The following is a 16458-nucleotide window of genomic DNA, read 5'->3' as shown; positions in this document are numbered from 1 at the left end:
TTAGCCCTCCTTCCTTAAAGTGTCTTCAACGTTTGTTGTGCCATCTTACCGTAATCTGTACCGGATGATGACAAATTGTTAAGTATCCCGCGAGCCTCGTCTCTTCTGTCGAGTTGAATAAGAGAAAGCGCCTTGCAGAACAATGCCTCCTCGCTTTCCGGATGTGATTCGAGTATCAAATTGTATTCTGCAAGTGCAAGATCCGGTTTCACCAACTGTGTGCGCAGCAAGCTTGCCTTCGCAAAGTGCGCTCGTAGAACCAAATCTCTGAATGCATTTACGTCGTTGGAACGGAGAGATGCTTTGGACTTTATCGGGATAAGGGAAGGATCAAATTGGATTACCTGATCGTATTCACTCACCGCTTCACTGTACTTCCCTCGCTGCATGTTCAGACTGGCAAGCGTCATCAATGCCTGCGGGACATGGTGATCGGTTGGGTGATTCGATACGAAAGAATGGAGCGCCTCATATGCCGCATCGAGCGACGAACCGGGCTTGACCTCTCTGTATTCTATCATCGCGATACCGAACTCACTCGCATTTACCCATCTTGTTTGAGTCGGATATGCGTCGATGACTTTTCTATATGTGCTTCTCGCGTTTACAAGATCTCCCTCATTATCGTAAGCTACGCCTATTTGGTACAGAGCATGCGCCCCGACTACCGGATCCTGTCCGGCTGTATTCAGTATGGCGCTAAACTGGTTCAAGGCATCCTGCGGCCTTCCAAGCATGAAGTACAGCTCGCCAACCTCGAACCTGACGTTCATGGATAGCGGATCGTTCGGGAAGAGATTAACGATCGTATTTGCCTCCTCGAGCGCCTGACCGTATTGATGCTTGTTCGCCAGGTAACGCACAAGGTCGTATCTCACGGAAATATCGTTCCTCTTGGAATAATCATGACTCCCCGTGAGATAACTCCGAACTGTGGTTAAGTACGATGGGTCCTCAGATCGGTACATCGCTTTCACCTGATAATACCTTGCCCAATCGATGTCGGCACCGACCAAGCTTCCCGATGACAAAGACTCTGAAAAGTATTTCATCGCCTGTTTCGGGTCTTCTTTGTTGAGCGAGATCTTACCGAGGTAGTATGCCGCCTGCATCGCCTCTGCGCGCTGGTCGGTATGCTGAGTGTATGTAATGAGGAACTCCCGTTCAGCTGCATCGTTGTTCTTCTGGCTGTAGAAGATCATCCCTATGCGATTCTGAGCCGACGCTCCGATTTTCTCTCCACGATGCACTTGAGCGATCGATCTGAGCTTTCCGATATCGCTCATGGCAGCCACCGTGTTTAAACTTTCCGTTGTTTGTGAAATTGCAGTTCCCCAGCTTGCAAGACATACAAGCGCACAGAGAATTAGAAGTGGTTTCATTTTGGCCTCCTGTTTAAAGTTTTATCGTTAACGAGCTTAAATAAAATGGTGACGCTTTACGTGCGTACTTCTCGCCAACGGGTACATTTTCAACGAGGCATACTATGCAATCAAAATGCCATTCTTTCTCCCCTCAAACCATTGTAATCTAAACGGTCATTGGTGCAGTTGGGAAATGAATTTCTCAATGCAGTGAGAAACAGATTGCCCAAATGATAAATGGGCAGACCAAGTACGAATAGAAATGCCAATCTTGTCATGGCACAGTGTTTGTCACACCCTCAGCGTCAGAGAAAGCTTAAAGTAACAGCTGCTTCTCAAGAGGCACCTTGTACCATCGCATGTGATGGGGCGCGTCAGAGTTCAAGTGTGATCGTTTAGATAATTGAGGAGGAGGTTCCTTAGGACTACCGAAGTCAACCACAAGGCGATTGACCGGATCATCCGGCGAAATACCAGAGCATTTAGAAAACCCACCGTGATGAACATCCGACCAAGATGCTAACCTGCAGCGAGCGAACGGGAGACTTCACAGGAGAAATCGACGCTGCCTGGCATGTGATCCCTGGATGAAAGCAGACAGGCTGTGAAGGACTCCACCAACACCTTGATTATACGGGTCCGGAGTGAATCCTTCGATTCACATTGTTTTTCTTCAGATCTTTGATCGAACGGGTGTTCCTCAAAGCAAACCGAAGGCGCCGTTCAACGCGCATAACTCGTTTGCTCAATATTTCCTTTTCCTAAACCAAAACCACCATGTGCCGATTATGCTTGCTGAATACCATAGAAGCAGCGAATAGAAAAAATTCACCGACTCGTGAATAGCCACGAAGCGCCCGTCCTCTTCTTGAACTGTGACAATCTTGGGATCGGCAGTTACCGATGGCAGCAGGATGTATGAGGTCCACGTTCGACTCACGAGCCCGTCGTCTCTGAAACTATAAGCGACAAGAAGAGGCGTCTGGTCTCCATAGTTTGTCCCTACGATTCTTGCCGTTTGGCCCGGAGTGAGATAGCCAAAAAATGCCATAGACAGACCTAGGACGAGAGTCAAAGGCATGCCATACTTAAGTAATATCCGAAATAATCTACGAAGCAATCGAAATCTACTCCTGGGCTTTATCGACAATCGGCTTCACAACTATCAATTTAATATTCCGTCAAGAAATACCAATTTCGAACTTGGGCCAACCAAGCTATGGGAGCATCTGAACCATAGGACGCCAAGCAAGCAAAGGATAATTGACGCTTTCATGTTTTCCTCCAATTTCCTTTTCGTTTTCATCATGGCTCACTCGTTTAACGACGCGGGCGTCCATGACAGATAACGTCCGCGGCAACAATGCAGCGCCGCCGACCAACTCAATATAATATGAGCGCGGCGTTGAGTGAACTCCTTTATTCAATATCTTATGTGTGAATGTCATTGTTGCCGCTGTTAGGCGTTCGTTGCGGCCTGTCCACTGATGATCCCCCTAGTAATGACCAGAATCCAATTCACCGTGTGTGGTGAAAAATCCTGATTTACGGGCGGGCCAACAAATGACCAAAACCATTGGGAACGATAGCATTGAAATACCTGAGAGTGTGGATGAGACTTCACCATAACCAAAAAGACCAGAGGCTCCAAAATAGTCGAACATAATAAACGCACATACCGCGACTAAAATCGTTCCTTGAACCTTCGAGCCACGCGGCAGAAGCTGATACGTGTCCGGTAATAGTCTTGCAAACAAGTGCCATATAGCACATACCGTCGGATATCCCAAAACAATAAGAATCAACCACGGAGAAATACTTAAACCCTGTGAAAGGTAGCCTATGTCGCCGTGCGTGGTGAACGTACGGATCGGGACATAATCATAGAAGTTGGCAACGTTCATAAAACAAAGCCAGAAGCTGAACAAAAATAATGGGGCATGGATACGAACTTTCTCATTGCGAAGGAGACAGCGGGAGAACAAATAAAGCAATCCATTTCCAAAGCCCATACCCGCGAATGCAATCAGGGCCGCAATATGCCCATGGCCCTGAGCGAGGATCGCTCGATAACTGACATCATCATCAACCTGGACCTGAAGCAAGACATTTCTTATGTTAAACCCACCGTATTCAATTGCAAATGGATTTGTTTTAAAACCGAATAGCCATGCAACAAAGGAATGCGAATACTCGTGACAAAAATACGCGATGACATGAGAGACCCACATCATCAGAATAGTCAGGAGCCAAAAACGCAGTACGCTAGGACGATTTGTGTCCATAGATTCCTTTCATTCAAACTCTGTCTATCAATGTATCTTGACGTGGTTGTTTCAATGAGCGCTAAGATTGTCACGTGCCATGTTGTTTTCTTGCTTCATGGAAAATACATTCTGGATAGCTATGTGATCATGCTGTCATGTTTCTCTCGATGTCAGATTAACCCATAAGGTGCCGCAATGACGCCTAACGTGTGGCGAGAAAAAGTTCGCGCCGCACCCCTTGTAGCCTACTGTGTGCGCGGCATGAAGCGACATCCATGATATACAATAATCGAGCGTCGTGATTGCCGTTGTTATCTGCCGCGTAGCCCGTCATAGGATCACCGCTTTAGAGAATTCCAGGCCTAGCTTCTTGGTAACCTTATAAGTCTTAAGAAAGTGATAGGGAAAAATGCGGAAAAGTCTGAACGAGGAATAGATTCCCGTGAGATACCCAAGGAGAACGAATATCTGAATGAATATGATCACGAGGCCAGGTCCAAAATCTAGATCGGCGAGTCCCTGCAGGCTCAAAGCAAGGAAGATGAGCGCTAACTCGTAGCATGTCGAAGTTTCCTTGTACACGGCAAATAGCAATAACAGATTGAGACTTGGAATCAAAATGAAGGAAAACAATTTCAAATATAACGTTGTCTCTAGGTGAATGGGAAAAGATGAAGCTGCGAGAAGCTTTGAGAAAAGGAGTATCCATAACGAGGCTTTTAAAGCAAGCTTCAGTCCATTGTGGCGGTCGGGAGTACTCATACCTGAGATGTATCCAATAAGCTCTTTGATTTCTCGTTCCATGAATCTCGGGGAGAGTGTTGTGACAATCTCGGCTATAGTTTTCCCTTGCTCCGAAAGAGCGTAGATGTCCGCGATGGCAAGTTCCAGAACGTCTTTGTCGCACCAGACGGATTTACGTGTCACATCAACACCCAAAGTTGTTTATGACTAAAAGGGCTACGTGGCAGATAACGTCCACCAAAAAGAAGTCGTCGCCCACGCCCGCTATAACTGCCGCGAAGCGTCCAGACCGCGGGCGCCGGCGATGAAGCGAGCACCATGGTATATAATAATCGAGCGTCTTCTTTCTGGCTGTTAGCCGATGCGGCGCACATAATCTGAACTCGCACTATTTGAGCGTGACAGAAGTAAGTTCTCCGTAGGCTTGCTTATACGACCGACCCGATTTCGTGAACGAATAGACTTCCATGGCCACGAAGCCTATTCCCGGGGACAGGTAAACTTCCAACCCTGGTTGAGAGTTGAGAAGCATTTTGTAATCATAGCAAGTGTAAGTACCCTTAGGAACATTTATTGTGGCATTGACCGATTGAACAGTGACCTGATAGGCTATGGAAGTATTCATCACAGCGTCCCAATTATCTCCGACATTTGCAGGGTACTTGAACACGAGTGACGATCCTCCTGATGAAGAATCATATGTCCAAAGTCCATCGGATTCGTTTGCTATGAATCCACCGAAGACCTTGCTGGTGATGCGGTACCATGTGACTCCAGAAATGGTTCTATCTGTAGCAGCTTTAGCGGTATCATAAATCATACCTTCTACTATTCCCGTCGTATCGTAAACTGTGTATTGCATTAACCAAGTATTTCCCAACGCGAGTGGAAGGATTTGCTGACCGTTGGAAGGACCTGTAGGATTACTTTTCTTGCATGATGAAACTGTAATTAGTGTGAAGCATAGCAGTAGAGAAGATAGAGTCAATTTCATTTTATTTCCTTTCGATGGTAGTAATCTGCGCCGTTTCGGTTAACTATTGGAAAAACGAACATAGTGTCGTTTTTTCCTTCTATGTCTGAATAATCTGACTTTTTCATAACTCGATGTCATCCAATGGATTATGTATACCCTCAATAGCCCTCTTGCTAACATGAGTATAGATTTCTGTCATCTTAGAACTTGCGTGACCGAGCAAGACCTGAATGTGACGAAGGTCAGTTCCCTGCTCTAATAAATGCGCTGCAAACGAGTGACGAAGAGTATGTACAGACACATGTTTCTTTATTCCCGCCCTTTCAAAAACGCGTTCCATACTCCGGATCCCTAAAGGTTTCCCTGCATGTTCGCCTTCAAAAACGTATTTTATCGGCTTATAGACCTTGAGATATTCCCGCAATTCGTCCATCGCTCTCTCTGAGAGCAAAGTATAGCGATCCTTCTTCCCCTTTGCCGCACGAAGATGTATCATCTTTCGCCTGGCATCAATATCTTCAAGCCTTAATCGTGATGCCTCGCCGACACGTAATCCCGCTGAGTATATCAACATTAAGAGAAGTCTGTGTTTGGGGTTCGATGTAGAATGCAAAACATCACGAACTTCATCCTTTGTTAGAACATCTGGCAACTTGCGTTCCTTCCTGGGACGTGGGACCTTCCCAAGGATGAACGACTTATTGAATACATCGACATACAAAAAACGGAGCGCGTTTATCACCTGATTGAGCGATGTCGGTGAATATCCCTCATTATTCACGAGATGGAATAGATAGCCGCGTATTTCCTCGGGCGTTGCATGTTCCATCTGGCGAGACACACCATAGTCGCCAAAATGACGGATGCAACTACAATATGATTTGATGGTTTTATTCGAATAATTTCTGACCCGCATAAGTTGGCTGAGTCTTTCTACATCATCGATCACTTTTGGCTTGACCTGCATAGCCTCTTCACTTTCTTTGTCTGCACCAAAACGAGACTTCAGATTAGGATCGATCTCAACTCCCTTTCCTTCAAAGATTTTGAGCAGCCTCGTATAGTTGCTAATACTGGAGGAAAAACTCCAATATTTCTCTGCAGGATGCCATCGGTGGCCGACGATTTTTTTCAATTCTGTGTTTATCTCAGGGTCGTATGGAAATCGGACGAAAATCCTCCCTTCATCGCTTGAGAAAATTTGTACGGTCCGAGTTCGTTCCGTTTTGAATGGCGGCTGACCTGACGACGCGGCGGAATAATTATCCGTTAGCTCCCCTACATACCTCACCCTTCTTGATTTGCCGCCCTGTGATGATATTGATTTGCCCGTGATCATCGGACAAAAAATGTAGCTAATAACCACTATATTGTCAAATTACCATGCGTGGACATATACTCTCTGACTTCAGGAATGGACTTTCCCATCGCAGGTAATCCAACCATGCTAATGAATGATAATATTTAGTTGTCCCGCATTGAAAGAAAGAGTCTATTATTCAACCCGAACTTCCCCCCCGCAACGCACCACTCACATGCAATACATCTGAATCAAAAAAATCAATTTCAAAACACCTTCCACTCAAGAAGAAAATAAGAATCCACACAATTCAAAACGCCATTCAGGAATTTACCAGACATTGCAAATAGGAAAGCAGCCTCGGTCTCAAGACCCTCAAATCCTGCGCCGTTGATCCAAGACAACCATAAATTTTCTTAACCGAAAGAAAATTCTCCCAGTGGCAAGGATGCTCGAGAAAAGTAAATCACCCGTAACGAAATGGCACCTCGGAGATGGGAGGAAGGACGGTGGAAAATAAGCGGAACAAAAAATCCGTGAAATCTCTTTGAGTTCTCGTGCCCGGGACAGGACTCGAACCTGCACAACCTTGCGGCCACTAGACCCTGAATCTAGCGCGTCTGCCAATTTCGCCACCCGGGCAAACTTTATTCGACTATTTCAAAAACTTGCTGTACCATGGTACGCCGCTCCGAGGGAAACACATCGGCTCGATGGCGACAGGCTTTAGTATTTAAAGATAGCGGAGGGGATCCTGTAATTCAATGGCGCTTGTGCCCAGGCCAAAAATAGATTCCCTGTTTATTAAACCAGCGGGAAGTATCTTTTGTCAAAATGTAAACTATAGACGGATCTATTTTGATTTGAAAACCTAGGAGAAACTTGATGAAACTGTTTAAATACCTTCCGATTTTGTTTGCGTTTGCCGCGTTCATATTGGGCGGGTGTACGAGCACGCTCCTTGTGAAGAGCTCGTGGAACAATAACCAGACTGTCATCGACGGAAAGGACAACGACTGGGAAGATACTATGTTCTACATTCCGGATGCACAGTTGACCGCCGGCGTGAGAAACGATAGCAGCAATATGTACATAATTCTCAAAGCGACAAACCGCCCGCAGGTATTCCAGATCATGGGACTCGGTTTGACAGTGTGGCTCGATCCCTCAGGCGGAACAGGCGAGAAATTCGGCATTCACTTTCCGCTGGGGCGAGCCGCAAGAGGAGAATCTATGCAACGGAGCGATAACAATAGTCCCGATGAATCCCAGAATCAAAATCCAAGTTTCGAAGACCTGTCGGCGAACGAGCTTGAAATTCTCGGCGTGAACGAGAACGGGCCTGTTCGCCTCAGTATCGCCGATGCAAAAGGAATCGAACTGCAGATTAATCGCAGCACGGGCGGCCTCATATATGAATTGAAAGTACCCCTTCACAAATCGCCGGACCATCCGTATGCGCTCAACGCAAACGGACAAAACGTCGGGATAGGATTCGAATCGGGAAAATTTGAAGGACAAGGAACGGAAAGACGCGGGAGAGGAATGCGCGGTGAAGGCGGAGGCGAGGGCGGAGGAATGAACCCCGGCGGCGGTGAGGGGAATGGAGAAGGACCGGGCGACACGAGCGGCGAAGGGATGCGGGGTGGCGGAGAACGGCGGAGGAATTATAGTGAGCAGCAACAGCAGCCCAAACAGATAGACTTCTGGCTAAAAGTCAAACTTGCCAATCCCGGAACACAGACAGGCGAATAACATATCGAATAACCAAATAGTCGGCAATTTCTCGCGCGATCTGCTCGGCGAATAAGTGGTCGAGTGGTACAACCTCGCGTCCATCATCGGCAGATCACATTCCTCCTATCTCAACATGAGAATTTCTGGTAAGTAACTTCAGACATTTGCTTTGCATTTCCAATATGTTATTTTCATTGCAAATGGATAACATGGTATGAGCCTAAAAGCAGAAGTTCTGGAGCATTTACGGCTCAATATTCTTCTCGAGGATATTCTGGATGAGCACTTCGATTTCATCAAGCCTCGACTGAAAGAGAAGAAATATTCCACCGGTCAAGTAATTACGGAAGACGGCTGCGAAGAAACCGAACTCCATCTCATTTACGAGGGGAGAATCAAGGTAACGCGGCAAACGAAATTCGGCGATGAGTACAGAATCGCCCTTCTTCATCCGGGCGATTTCTTCGGGGAGACTTCACTTATCGACGGCCGCCCGCGGACAGGGAGAGTATCGGCCGTTGACGATTGCATAACCTACGCTCTCGGCAAGGAGGACTTTAACTGGCTTCTCGAAAAGAGTCATCCATTCGCACTAAGGCTCCTTCTAGTGTCGTTGCTCAGATTCAGATCTCAAAACCATCACTTCATGCGGGAGATTGAACAGAACACCGGTCATCTTGCTGCGGAAGTTGAAAAGCTCGAGCAGATAATCGAAGCTTCAAAATTAATTAACTCCGCTCTCGATCTGGACGAGCTGCTCAAAGTGATTCTGGACATCGCGCTTAAAATAGTGGATGGCGAAACCGGCACAGTCTATCTCGTCGACAGGAAAAAACACGAGCTCTGGTCGAAAGTCTTCGAAGCTCCGGAGGCAATAGACATACACCTCCCGCTGGGAAAAGGAATCGCGGGATATGTCGGCGCGACTGGCGACACGTTGAACATTCCGGATGCTTACCTGGATGCGCGGTTTAATCCGGAGGTGGATAAAAAAACCGGATACCGGACGAAGACGATTCTATGCATGCCGATGATGAACAAGGACGGCGCGATCGTCGGAGTGTTCCAGCTTTTGAACAAAAATAATGGCACGTTTACTTCGGACGACGAAAATGCGATCAATGCATTATCCATCCACGCCGCTATCGCAATTGAAAAGGCGCGCCTTTACGAAGAAGAGCACAACAAGATTGCGCTTGAAAAAGAGCTTTCTGCGGCTCATGCCGTTCAGGTGGGATTGCTGCCGGAAAAACTGCCCCAGGTTGAGAGGTATGAATTCGCTGCTCGTTCGATACCGGCAAAATCGGTCGCCGGAGATCTTTATGATTTGCAGGAATTGGGAAATGGGAACCTGTCAATCTCGCTCGGAGACGTTTCGGGAAAAGGAATGCCCGCAGCGTTATTGATGGCGAATGTACAGGCAACTGTCAGAGCTTATTCGCGGCTCGACTCTTCAACCAGCAATTGCGTGAAGCATTCCAATGATCTCCTTTTCGGATCGATTTCAGAGGAAAAATTCGTGACTCTATTCTACGGCGTTCTCGATGCCGCAAAAAATCTCTTCAGATACACAAATGCAGGACACGAGGAACCTCTTTTGTTTCATGGATCGCGGGCCATCAGGCTAAAAACAGGCGGCGTCCCGCTCGGCGTCGTAGATCATTTTCCTTACGAAGAAGAAGTCGTCCAATTCAACAGGGGCGACGTTCTCATCATTTACTCCGACGGGATGCCGGATGCGGTTAACTCCAAAGGTGAAAGGTTCGGCGAAGAAAGATTTGAATGTATCGTAAAGGAATGCACCGACTCGCTGGCTGAGGAGATTGCTGATGCCATTTTCACGGCAGTGAACGAACATGTCCTTGATACGCCGCAGTTCGATGACATGACACTATTGGTAGTAAAAAGAAAGAACTAGCACTCAATCCTCTAAAACATCATCCATTGATCGGGAAAAGTCCCGACGGAATTCTCCCGGGGGAAATTATAGATGAGTCTTTACTTGGGCTGTACCTGTTCCACTGCAACTCTTGCACTTAGCACGACATAGTCATAAGCGGGTCTCATTCGTTTTTCAAAAATAAAATACATGATCGCTGCTGCCATGACGACCGTGGTGCCAATGCCTGCTTCGGGACCGTAGCGGCCGCCTGTGAGCCAGTCGGGGCCGTAATCCGTCGGAATGAAGAGGGTCCGATTTGTCAAAAGCCCGCTTACAGGCAGCGACAGCAAGAAACTCTGCACGAAATTCCACGCAAAGTGGAGTCCGAACGGGAAATAGAGCGTTCTGGTTTTCAAGTATGCCACACTGAGGAGCACTCCGGCAAGAACGGTATTCACCGTGGAAAAAAAATTGGCGTCGGGGTTGGCTAAATGAAGAATCCCAAAAATCATCGACATCAAAATCGTTGCGGCGACCTGTCCCATCCCCTGAATGAGAGCCTGGAACGGATAGCCGCGAAAGATTAGTTCCTCACCTATAGCAAAATAGGCAAAGAAGATAAAACTCAGGCTGAAATTTCGTAGCAGCAAAACAACCCCCACACCTGGCCGTATCGTCAACTTCAACGCACCTACAGACAATTCCGCCGCAGCAACAATTCCGATCAACAGCGACCCTATCAAAAATCCTAATGATATCTCTTTCCAGATCTTGCCGTGAGACGGAAACCCGATGGAGATGAACTTTCTTTTATCGACGAACCTCAACATGAGGACAGTGGCCAGAACAACAGCAATGTAAAAAAGGAATAAGAGCGACTGGGGCGGGACAACACGCGTTTGGTTTGCAAGAACCGCCAGCAAATAATACACGACAATGATAGTTACGAAATACAACAGGACGCGCCAACCGCTTCTTAGATGATGATCCGCATCGAGGAGAAGATTGTTCTTCGGCGGTTCTCTGAGTTTCTTCACAACAAGCAGGACGATGACCGCGAAAATTCCTCCTATCAGTCCAAACACAAACCAATTTCCCTGATCCCGCCATTTAAACTTCGCAATGAACGCCGAGAGGACGGCGCACGCAATAGCGTGAGCAACAAAAATGTACCAGTACGCGCCGATAAAATTGGAATTCACGCTTCAGCCCTCCGCTCTCTGCTCCATCACTGTATTTTAGGCTCTTTCATTCCTGCTTTTCTTCGTGGTGGTTCTTTGCATCGAGAATCCTTTTTGCCTCCCGAAGAATCTCATCCTCTTTGCGCCGTTCTTTTTCCTGTTCGCGGTATTCACGGTATATGGCAATTCCGCCAAACATCCAGATCAAAAACGGAACAACCGAGAACGCGACCTTCACCCCCAATGAGACGTCACTGTCGAGCAGGACATAAAAAGCAATTCCCATGAAAATGAGCGGCAGAAACCAAACGACAAAAATCGCGCGATTCATTTTCCATTACCCCGGCGGCCACTTCATCTGTCTGCCGCCGATCAGGTGAATATGAATATGATCGACTGTCTGGCCTCCTTCCGTCCGGCAATTCCAAACCAGTCTGAACCCTCGTTCCGATAGCGAAACTTTTTCCGCGACCTCGACAGCGGTCGAGATCATCTTAGAAATCAGGGAGGAGTCACCGGCGCGGTCCAGCTCCACCAGACTTGAAATGTGTTTCTTAGGAATGATCAGAATATGAGTGGGAGCAACGGGATGCCTGTCTCTGATTGCGAAGACGTCGCCGTCTTTTAGAACAAAATCTGCCGGGGATTTTCCCTCTGCTATTTTGCAAAAAACGCAATCCAATTTAGAGAATTCTCAGTCTTGAGTTATAAATTCTAAGTATGGCAAGGGCGCCGCTCGACCGGGCCGAGATTGACTTTGACTAATCTTGAAATTCTTAATTGGTTTCCGGCTGAAACTTTTCGACCTCTTCGACGACCGCATTCACGATCTCTTCTTCTTTGACGCGGCGCACCACCTCGCCTTTGCGGTACAGGATACCTACACCTTTTCCGCAGGCAACACCGATGTCCGCTTCGCTCGCCTCGCCAGGACCATTTACAACACATCCCAGTATCGCGATCTTCACGGGCTTCTTCATTCCGGCCAGCCTGTCTTCAAGCGCGCGCGTGATCGAAAAAAGATCGACGTCAAGTCTCCCGCATGTCGGACATGCAATCAGCTCAACATTCCTCGTCGCGAGTCCCAGCGAACGCAGTATCTCCTTGCCGACTTCAACTTCCTTCGGCGGATCGTCTGTCAAGGAAACTCTTATCGTGTCGCCGATTCCTTCCGCGAGGAGCGTCCCGATGCCAACCGAAGATTTTATAGTGCCGATACGGGTCGGTCCTGCCTCGGTTACGCCGAGGTGGAGAGGGTACTCGGTTCTCTGTGCGATCAACCTGTAAGCTTCGATCATCAACCTTACGTCGGTTGATTTCACGGAAATAATTATGTCGTGAAAATCGTTTTCCTCACAAATCCCGACATGCCGCATTGCGCTTTCATAAAGTGCTTCGGCGGTCGGGTAACCGTGTTTCTCAAGGATGTCTTTCTCGAGTGAGCCTGAATTAACACCGATCCTTATCGGCACCTTGCGCTCCTTCGCAAGACTCAGTACTTGACGGATTCTGTCGACGCTTCCGATGTTGCCCGGATTCAGTCTGACCTTCGCGATCCCTGCTTCAAGAGCTTTCAATGCAAAGACGTGATTAAAATGGATGTCCGCAACAACGGGAATCGGCGACTGCCTGACTATTTCTCCGATCGCTGCAGCGGCTTCTTTATCGTTCACGGTAACACGCACAATATCACATCCGGCATCGGCGGCATCGATTATTTGTTTCACGGTTGCATCTACGTCGGAGGTCTTTGTCTTCGTCATGGTCTGTACAGAGATCGGCGCACCGCCGCCGACCGGCACATTCCCTATGTGAACTCTCCGAGACTTTCGAAGCGGGAACCTCACTTCGTGCTGGACATGTGTTTCTGTTTTTTCTGAAATCACCGGCAAATCTATCATCGTATCCTCAAAAATCGGTTAGTTGTGAAAAGTCAAAAATCAAATCGCTCTGTCTCCTTACCTGACCGCTTTTCACTTCTAGTTTCTTGTTTTCAATTCAGTTTCTTACTCGCATTGAACAATATTTTCTTCTCGTCTTCGGTCAGCGAATCATACCCGGATGCGCTGATCTTGTCAAGTATCTCGTCCAGCTTATCCTGGTCGAACTTGTTCTCGTCTGAGCCCGGTTTTTTTTTCATCTCTTCAAAGTAGACATCAGAAATTATTTCCCTGTTTCCGAAGGATTTCTTGGTTCGAAGCCTCTGCTGGATCCCGCCCGCAGTCCGTTTAAGGGAGTCTGTTATTCTGTCAAATGCAGGGATCGATCTTCTATACGCCATGAGATAGACCAATCCGACGACGGCACCGCCGAGATGCGCGAAGTGCGCCACTCCGTCCTGTGAGCCCGACACGCCGTAAACCAATTCCATCCCAAAATAAATCGCGACGAAATATTTCGCCTTGATCGGGAAAAGAAAATAAATGAATACCGGCGCTTCGGGGAACAGCATCCCGAAGGCGATCAGGATTCCGTAAATTGCCCCCGATGCACCTATGGTCGGACCTGGAATCGTGAACAGCGGCGCGATGAATAAGTTCGAAAGCCCCGCACCGATGCCGCAAAGAAAATAATAGGTAAGAAATCTTCGTGTCCCCCAGACGTTTTCCAGCTCGACTCCGAACATCCAGAGTGCGAGCATGTTGAAAAAAATGTGAAAGAACCCGCCGTGAAGAAACATATATGTGACCAGCTGCCACGGCATGAACCCCTGGCCGATCGGGTCAAGAGCGAGCACGCCGAGAAAAATATTGTACAGGTAAACGTCGCCGATCCTCAATCCGAACTGGAGAAAAAGCTGGAATATAAAAATGCCGACGTTAGCTACGAGGAGGAATTTCATCCCCTTCGGGAAGAATCTGAAACTCGACGGAGGCGTGTAATAGCCGGAGTAATTCGTGTAATAACTCATATTCTCTCTGTTTTATTGAACAATTTCACGTCTCCATCCGTTTCACGGCAACATAAGTGAAAAGTCAATCCTGAATTTTTGAAAACTTTCTCCATTTTTATCCTGGCTCTTCACTTTTCATCCTGGTCTTTATTTATTATCAAGCGCCGCGACGCCCGGAAGAATCTTTCCTTCGAGGAATTCCAAAGAGGCTCCGCCTCCCGTCGAAACGTGCGAAACACTCTTCTCCAGGCCGAATTTGGCAATAGCTGCGGCTGAATCGCCTCCGCCGACAATTGTCGAAGCGCCCTTCTTTGTTGCCTCAACGAGCGCATCGGCGATAGCTTTCGTGCCTGCGGCGAAGTTATCCATTTCGAATACGCCCATCGGTCCGTTCCAGACTACAGTTTTGGATTTGATTATCTCACTGCGGAAAAGGTCGATGCTTTTGGGACCGATGTCCATCCCAACCCAGCCTTGCGGGATCGCATCTACGGTTACGATTTTTTTCGCGGCGGTGTTCTCAAATTTATCGGCAACAACACAATCTACCGGCAAAAGAAGCTTCTTATTCTGCACCAACCCTTTTGCAAGATCAACTTTGTCGGCTTCCAAAATCGAATTGCCGATTTCCTTCCCCATCGCCTTCAAGAAAGTGAACATCATTCCGCCGCCTATGATGAGAGCGTCTACTTTGCCGAGAAGGTTGTTGATGACATCGATCTTGCCGGAGATCTTCGCCCCGCCGATGATCGCGACGTAAGGACGGTTTGGATTTTCGACTGCCTGCGAGAGATATTGTAATTCCTTCTGCATGAGGTAACCGCCGACCGCGGGCTTCAAGAAACGGGTCACGCCTTCAGTCGAAGCGTGCGCGCGGTGAGCGCTCCCGAAAGCATCGTTCACATAAACATCGCCAAGCGAAGCCAACTCCTTGGAGAAGTTTTCGTCATTTGCTTCCTCTTCAGCATGGAAGCGAAGGTTTTCAAGGAGAACCACATCACCCGGCTTCGCGGATGCAACAGCCTTCTTTGCCTCGGCCCCTATGCAATCGGCGGCCATTATTACATTAGAAGATAAAAGTTCGCCTAATCTCTTCGCAACCGGAGCAAGCGAGAATTCCGGCTTCGGCTTGCCCTTAGGACGGCCGAGATGGCTCATCAAGATCGGCATGCCGCCGTCTTTCAAAATCTTCCTGATCGTCGGCAATGATTCGACAATTCGCTTATCATCGGTAACTTTTTTATTCTCATCCAGCGGTACATTGAAATCAACCCTGACCAGAACTTTCTTGCCTTTTACATCAATGTCATCGATAGTTTTTTTGTTGAAAGTTGTTTCCATTTTTTCTCCTTGTTGAGACGCAAAGACTCTGCGTGTTTGCTTAAATTCTTTTCAGATCTTTATTCTTGATAGTTACTACCGCGATTTCGCCCTTCAAGAAAAATAGGTGCGCGTAAACACGCATCACGATGCTTTCGGGGTAACACATATTCAAGTTCTTGTCGTAAGTGACTTTTACGTCGTTATCGAATTCCGCGCCGAGCGGCAAGCCCGTTATCTGCTCGTCGATTGTCATCGGACTAAAATCATCGGCAGTAAACGACGCGGAGACCACGTTGAGAGGATCGCTCAGATCCGAAGATTTCGAAAAAGTAAAATTTATTCCATAGCAGTTGCTGCAATCCTGATCTTGAAACTCGCACGAACTCAAGGTCTTGCCGTCTTCATCGAAATATTCCGATAGAAGGAACATCTTATCGAAAGCATCATAGCCGCCGTTGAATCGATCGCCGTTCACGACGGTACTAGAAACAATCTGCCGCTCAAATTTTCCACGCCTGACGGTAATATTGAAAACAAGATCGTCCTTGTCTCCGCCGCGGGATTTGAATTCTATTTCCTGCATGAATTGTACATCGACATGTTTCAGACTGCTGTCGATTTCCATTGCCCGCACCTTCCCCTTTTCGAATACCTCCCTCGCTGTATATGTGCTTTGGGCGGCATCTTGGTTAAGAGCAAACACGATAGGCAAGAAGATAAAAAACAGGTTCAATTTCCATCCTAAATCATTAAAACATCGATCACCGCAAAGTCCCGTGGGAAATTATTTG

The 16458-nt window shown here is 47.5% G+C and carries 15 protein-coding genes and 1 tRNA gene; 2 read left to right on the top strand and 14 right to left on the bottom strand.

What is annotated here, in order from left to right:
- Window positions 1–14 precede the first annotated feature (14 nt).
- The 7 genes from VLX91_03485 to VLX91_03455 all read right to left on the bottom strand — a co-directional run bounded on the left by VLX91_03485 (window position 15) and on the right by VLX91_03455 (window position 7293).
- Window positions 15–1382, bottom strand: a complete 1368-nt coding sequence (locus VLX91_03485) for a tetratricopeptide repeat protein (protein ID HUI29255.1) — start codon at window positions 1380–1382, stop codon at window positions 15–17.
- 727 nt (window positions 1383–2109) lie between these two features.
- Window positions 2110–2445, bottom strand: coding sequence for a hypothetical protein (locus VLX91_03480; protein HUI29254.1), 336 nt, complete (start codon window positions 2443–2445; stop codon window positions 2110–2112).
- Between the two features lie 415 nt (window positions 2446–2860).
- On the bottom strand, window positions 2861–3649 hold the full coding sequence (locus tag VLX91_03475; GenBank protein ID HUI29253.1) for a hypothetical protein: 789 nt from the start codon (window positions 3647–3649) through the stop codon (window positions 2861–2863).
- A 312-nt stretch (window positions 3650–3961) separates the two neighbouring features.
- Window positions 3962–4558 carry a hypothetical protein gene (locus VLX91_03470; GenBank protein HUI29252.1) on the bottom strand — a complete coding sequence of 199 codons (597 nt, stop codon included), beginning with the start codon at window positions 4556–4558 and terminating at the stop codon, window positions 3962–3964.
- A 205-nt stretch (window positions 4559–4763) separates the two neighbouring features.
- Window positions 4764–5237 carry a hypothetical protein gene (locus VLX91_03465; GenBank protein ID HUI29251.1) on the bottom strand — a complete coding sequence of 158 codons (474 nt, stop codon included), beginning with the start codon at window positions 5235–5237 and terminating at the stop codon, window positions 4764–4766.
- A 235-nt stretch (window positions 5238–5472) separates the two neighbouring features.
- Window positions 5473–6717: a site-specific integrase gene (locus tag VLX91_03460; GenBank protein HUI29250.1), complete on the bottom strand. Its 1245-nt coding sequence runs from the start codon at window positions 6715–6717 to the stop codon at window positions 5473–5475.
- 492 nt (window positions 6718–7209) lie between these two features.
- A tRNA-Leu gene (locus VLX91_03455) sits at window positions 7210–7293 on the bottom strand.
- 243 nt (window positions 7294–7536) lie between these two features.
- On the opposite strand from VLX91_03455, the gene VLX91_03450 reads away from it, so the two are divergent.
- Both VLX91_03450 and VLX91_03445 read left to right on the top strand, forming a co-directional pair.
- Window positions 7537–8406, top strand: a complete 870-nt coding sequence (locus VLX91_03450) for a hypothetical protein (protein ID HUI29249.1) — start codon at window positions 7537–7539, stop codon at window positions 8404–8406.
- A 196-nt stretch (window positions 8407–8602) separates the two neighbouring features.
- Window positions 8603–10306, top strand: a complete 1704-nt coding sequence (locus VLX91_03445; GenBank protein HUI29248.1) for a SpoIIE family protein phosphatase — start codon at window positions 8603–8605, stop codon at window positions 10304–10306.
- 80 nt (window positions 10307–10386) lie between these two features.
- Here the strand turns inward: VLX91_03445 and VLX91_03440 are convergent, their stop codons facing one another.
- From VLX91_03440 to VLX91_03410, 7 genes are all read right to left on the bottom strand, one after another.
- Complete coding sequence (locus tag VLX91_03440; GenBank protein ID HUI29247.1) at window positions 10387–11472, bottom strand: type II CAAX endopeptidase family protein; 1086 nt, start codon at window positions 11470–11472, stop codon at window positions 10387–10389.
- 46 nt (window positions 11473–11518) lie between these two features.
- Window positions 11519–11782: a hypothetical protein gene (locus tag VLX91_03435; protein HUI29246.1), complete on the bottom strand. Its 264-nt coding sequence runs from the start codon at window positions 11780–11782 to the stop codon at window positions 11519–11521.
- 6 nt (window positions 11783–11788) lie between these two features.
- Window positions 11789–12133, bottom strand: a complete 345-nt coding sequence (locus VLX91_03430) for a histidine triad nucleotide-binding protein (GenBank protein HUI29245.1) — start codon at window positions 12131–12133, stop codon at window positions 11789–11791.
- Window positions 12134–12227: 94 nt separating this feature from the next.
- On the bottom strand, window positions 12228–13352 hold the full coding sequence (gene ispG, locus VLX91_03425; GenBank protein HUI29244.1) for a flavodoxin-dependent (E)-4-hydroxy-3-methylbut-2-enyl-diphosphate synthase: 1125 nt from the start codon (window positions 13350–13352) through the stop codon (window positions 12228–12230).
- A gap of 92 nt (window positions 13353–13444) precedes the next feature.
- A complete protein-coding gene (locus VLX91_03420) occupies window positions 13445–14362 on the bottom strand; it encodes a rhomboid family intramembrane serine protease (protein ID HUI29243.1) in 918 nt (305 codons plus the stop codon).
- Between the two features lie 129 nt (window positions 14363–14491).
- Entirely contained in the window at window positions 14492–15685 is a 1194-nt protein-coding gene (locus VLX91_03415; protein ID HUI29242.1) for a phosphoglycerate kinase, read from the bottom strand.
- A 40-nt stretch (window positions 15686–15725) separates the two neighbouring features.
- Complete coding sequence (locus VLX91_03410) at window positions 15726–16400, bottom strand: hypothetical protein (GenBank protein ID HUI29241.1); 675 nt, start codon at window positions 16398–16400, stop codon at window positions 15726–15728.
- Between the last annotated feature and the right edge of the window lie 58 nt (window positions 16401–16458).

The organism is Candidatus Acidiferrales bacterium, from assembly GCA_035515795.1.
In the GTDB taxonomy this organism is placed as follows: Bacteria; Bacteroidota; Ignavibacteria; order Kryptoniales; family JAKASW01; genus JAKASW01.
Note: the sequence above shows the minus strand (reverse complement) of the source record. Positions and strands in the feature narration are given on the sequence as shown.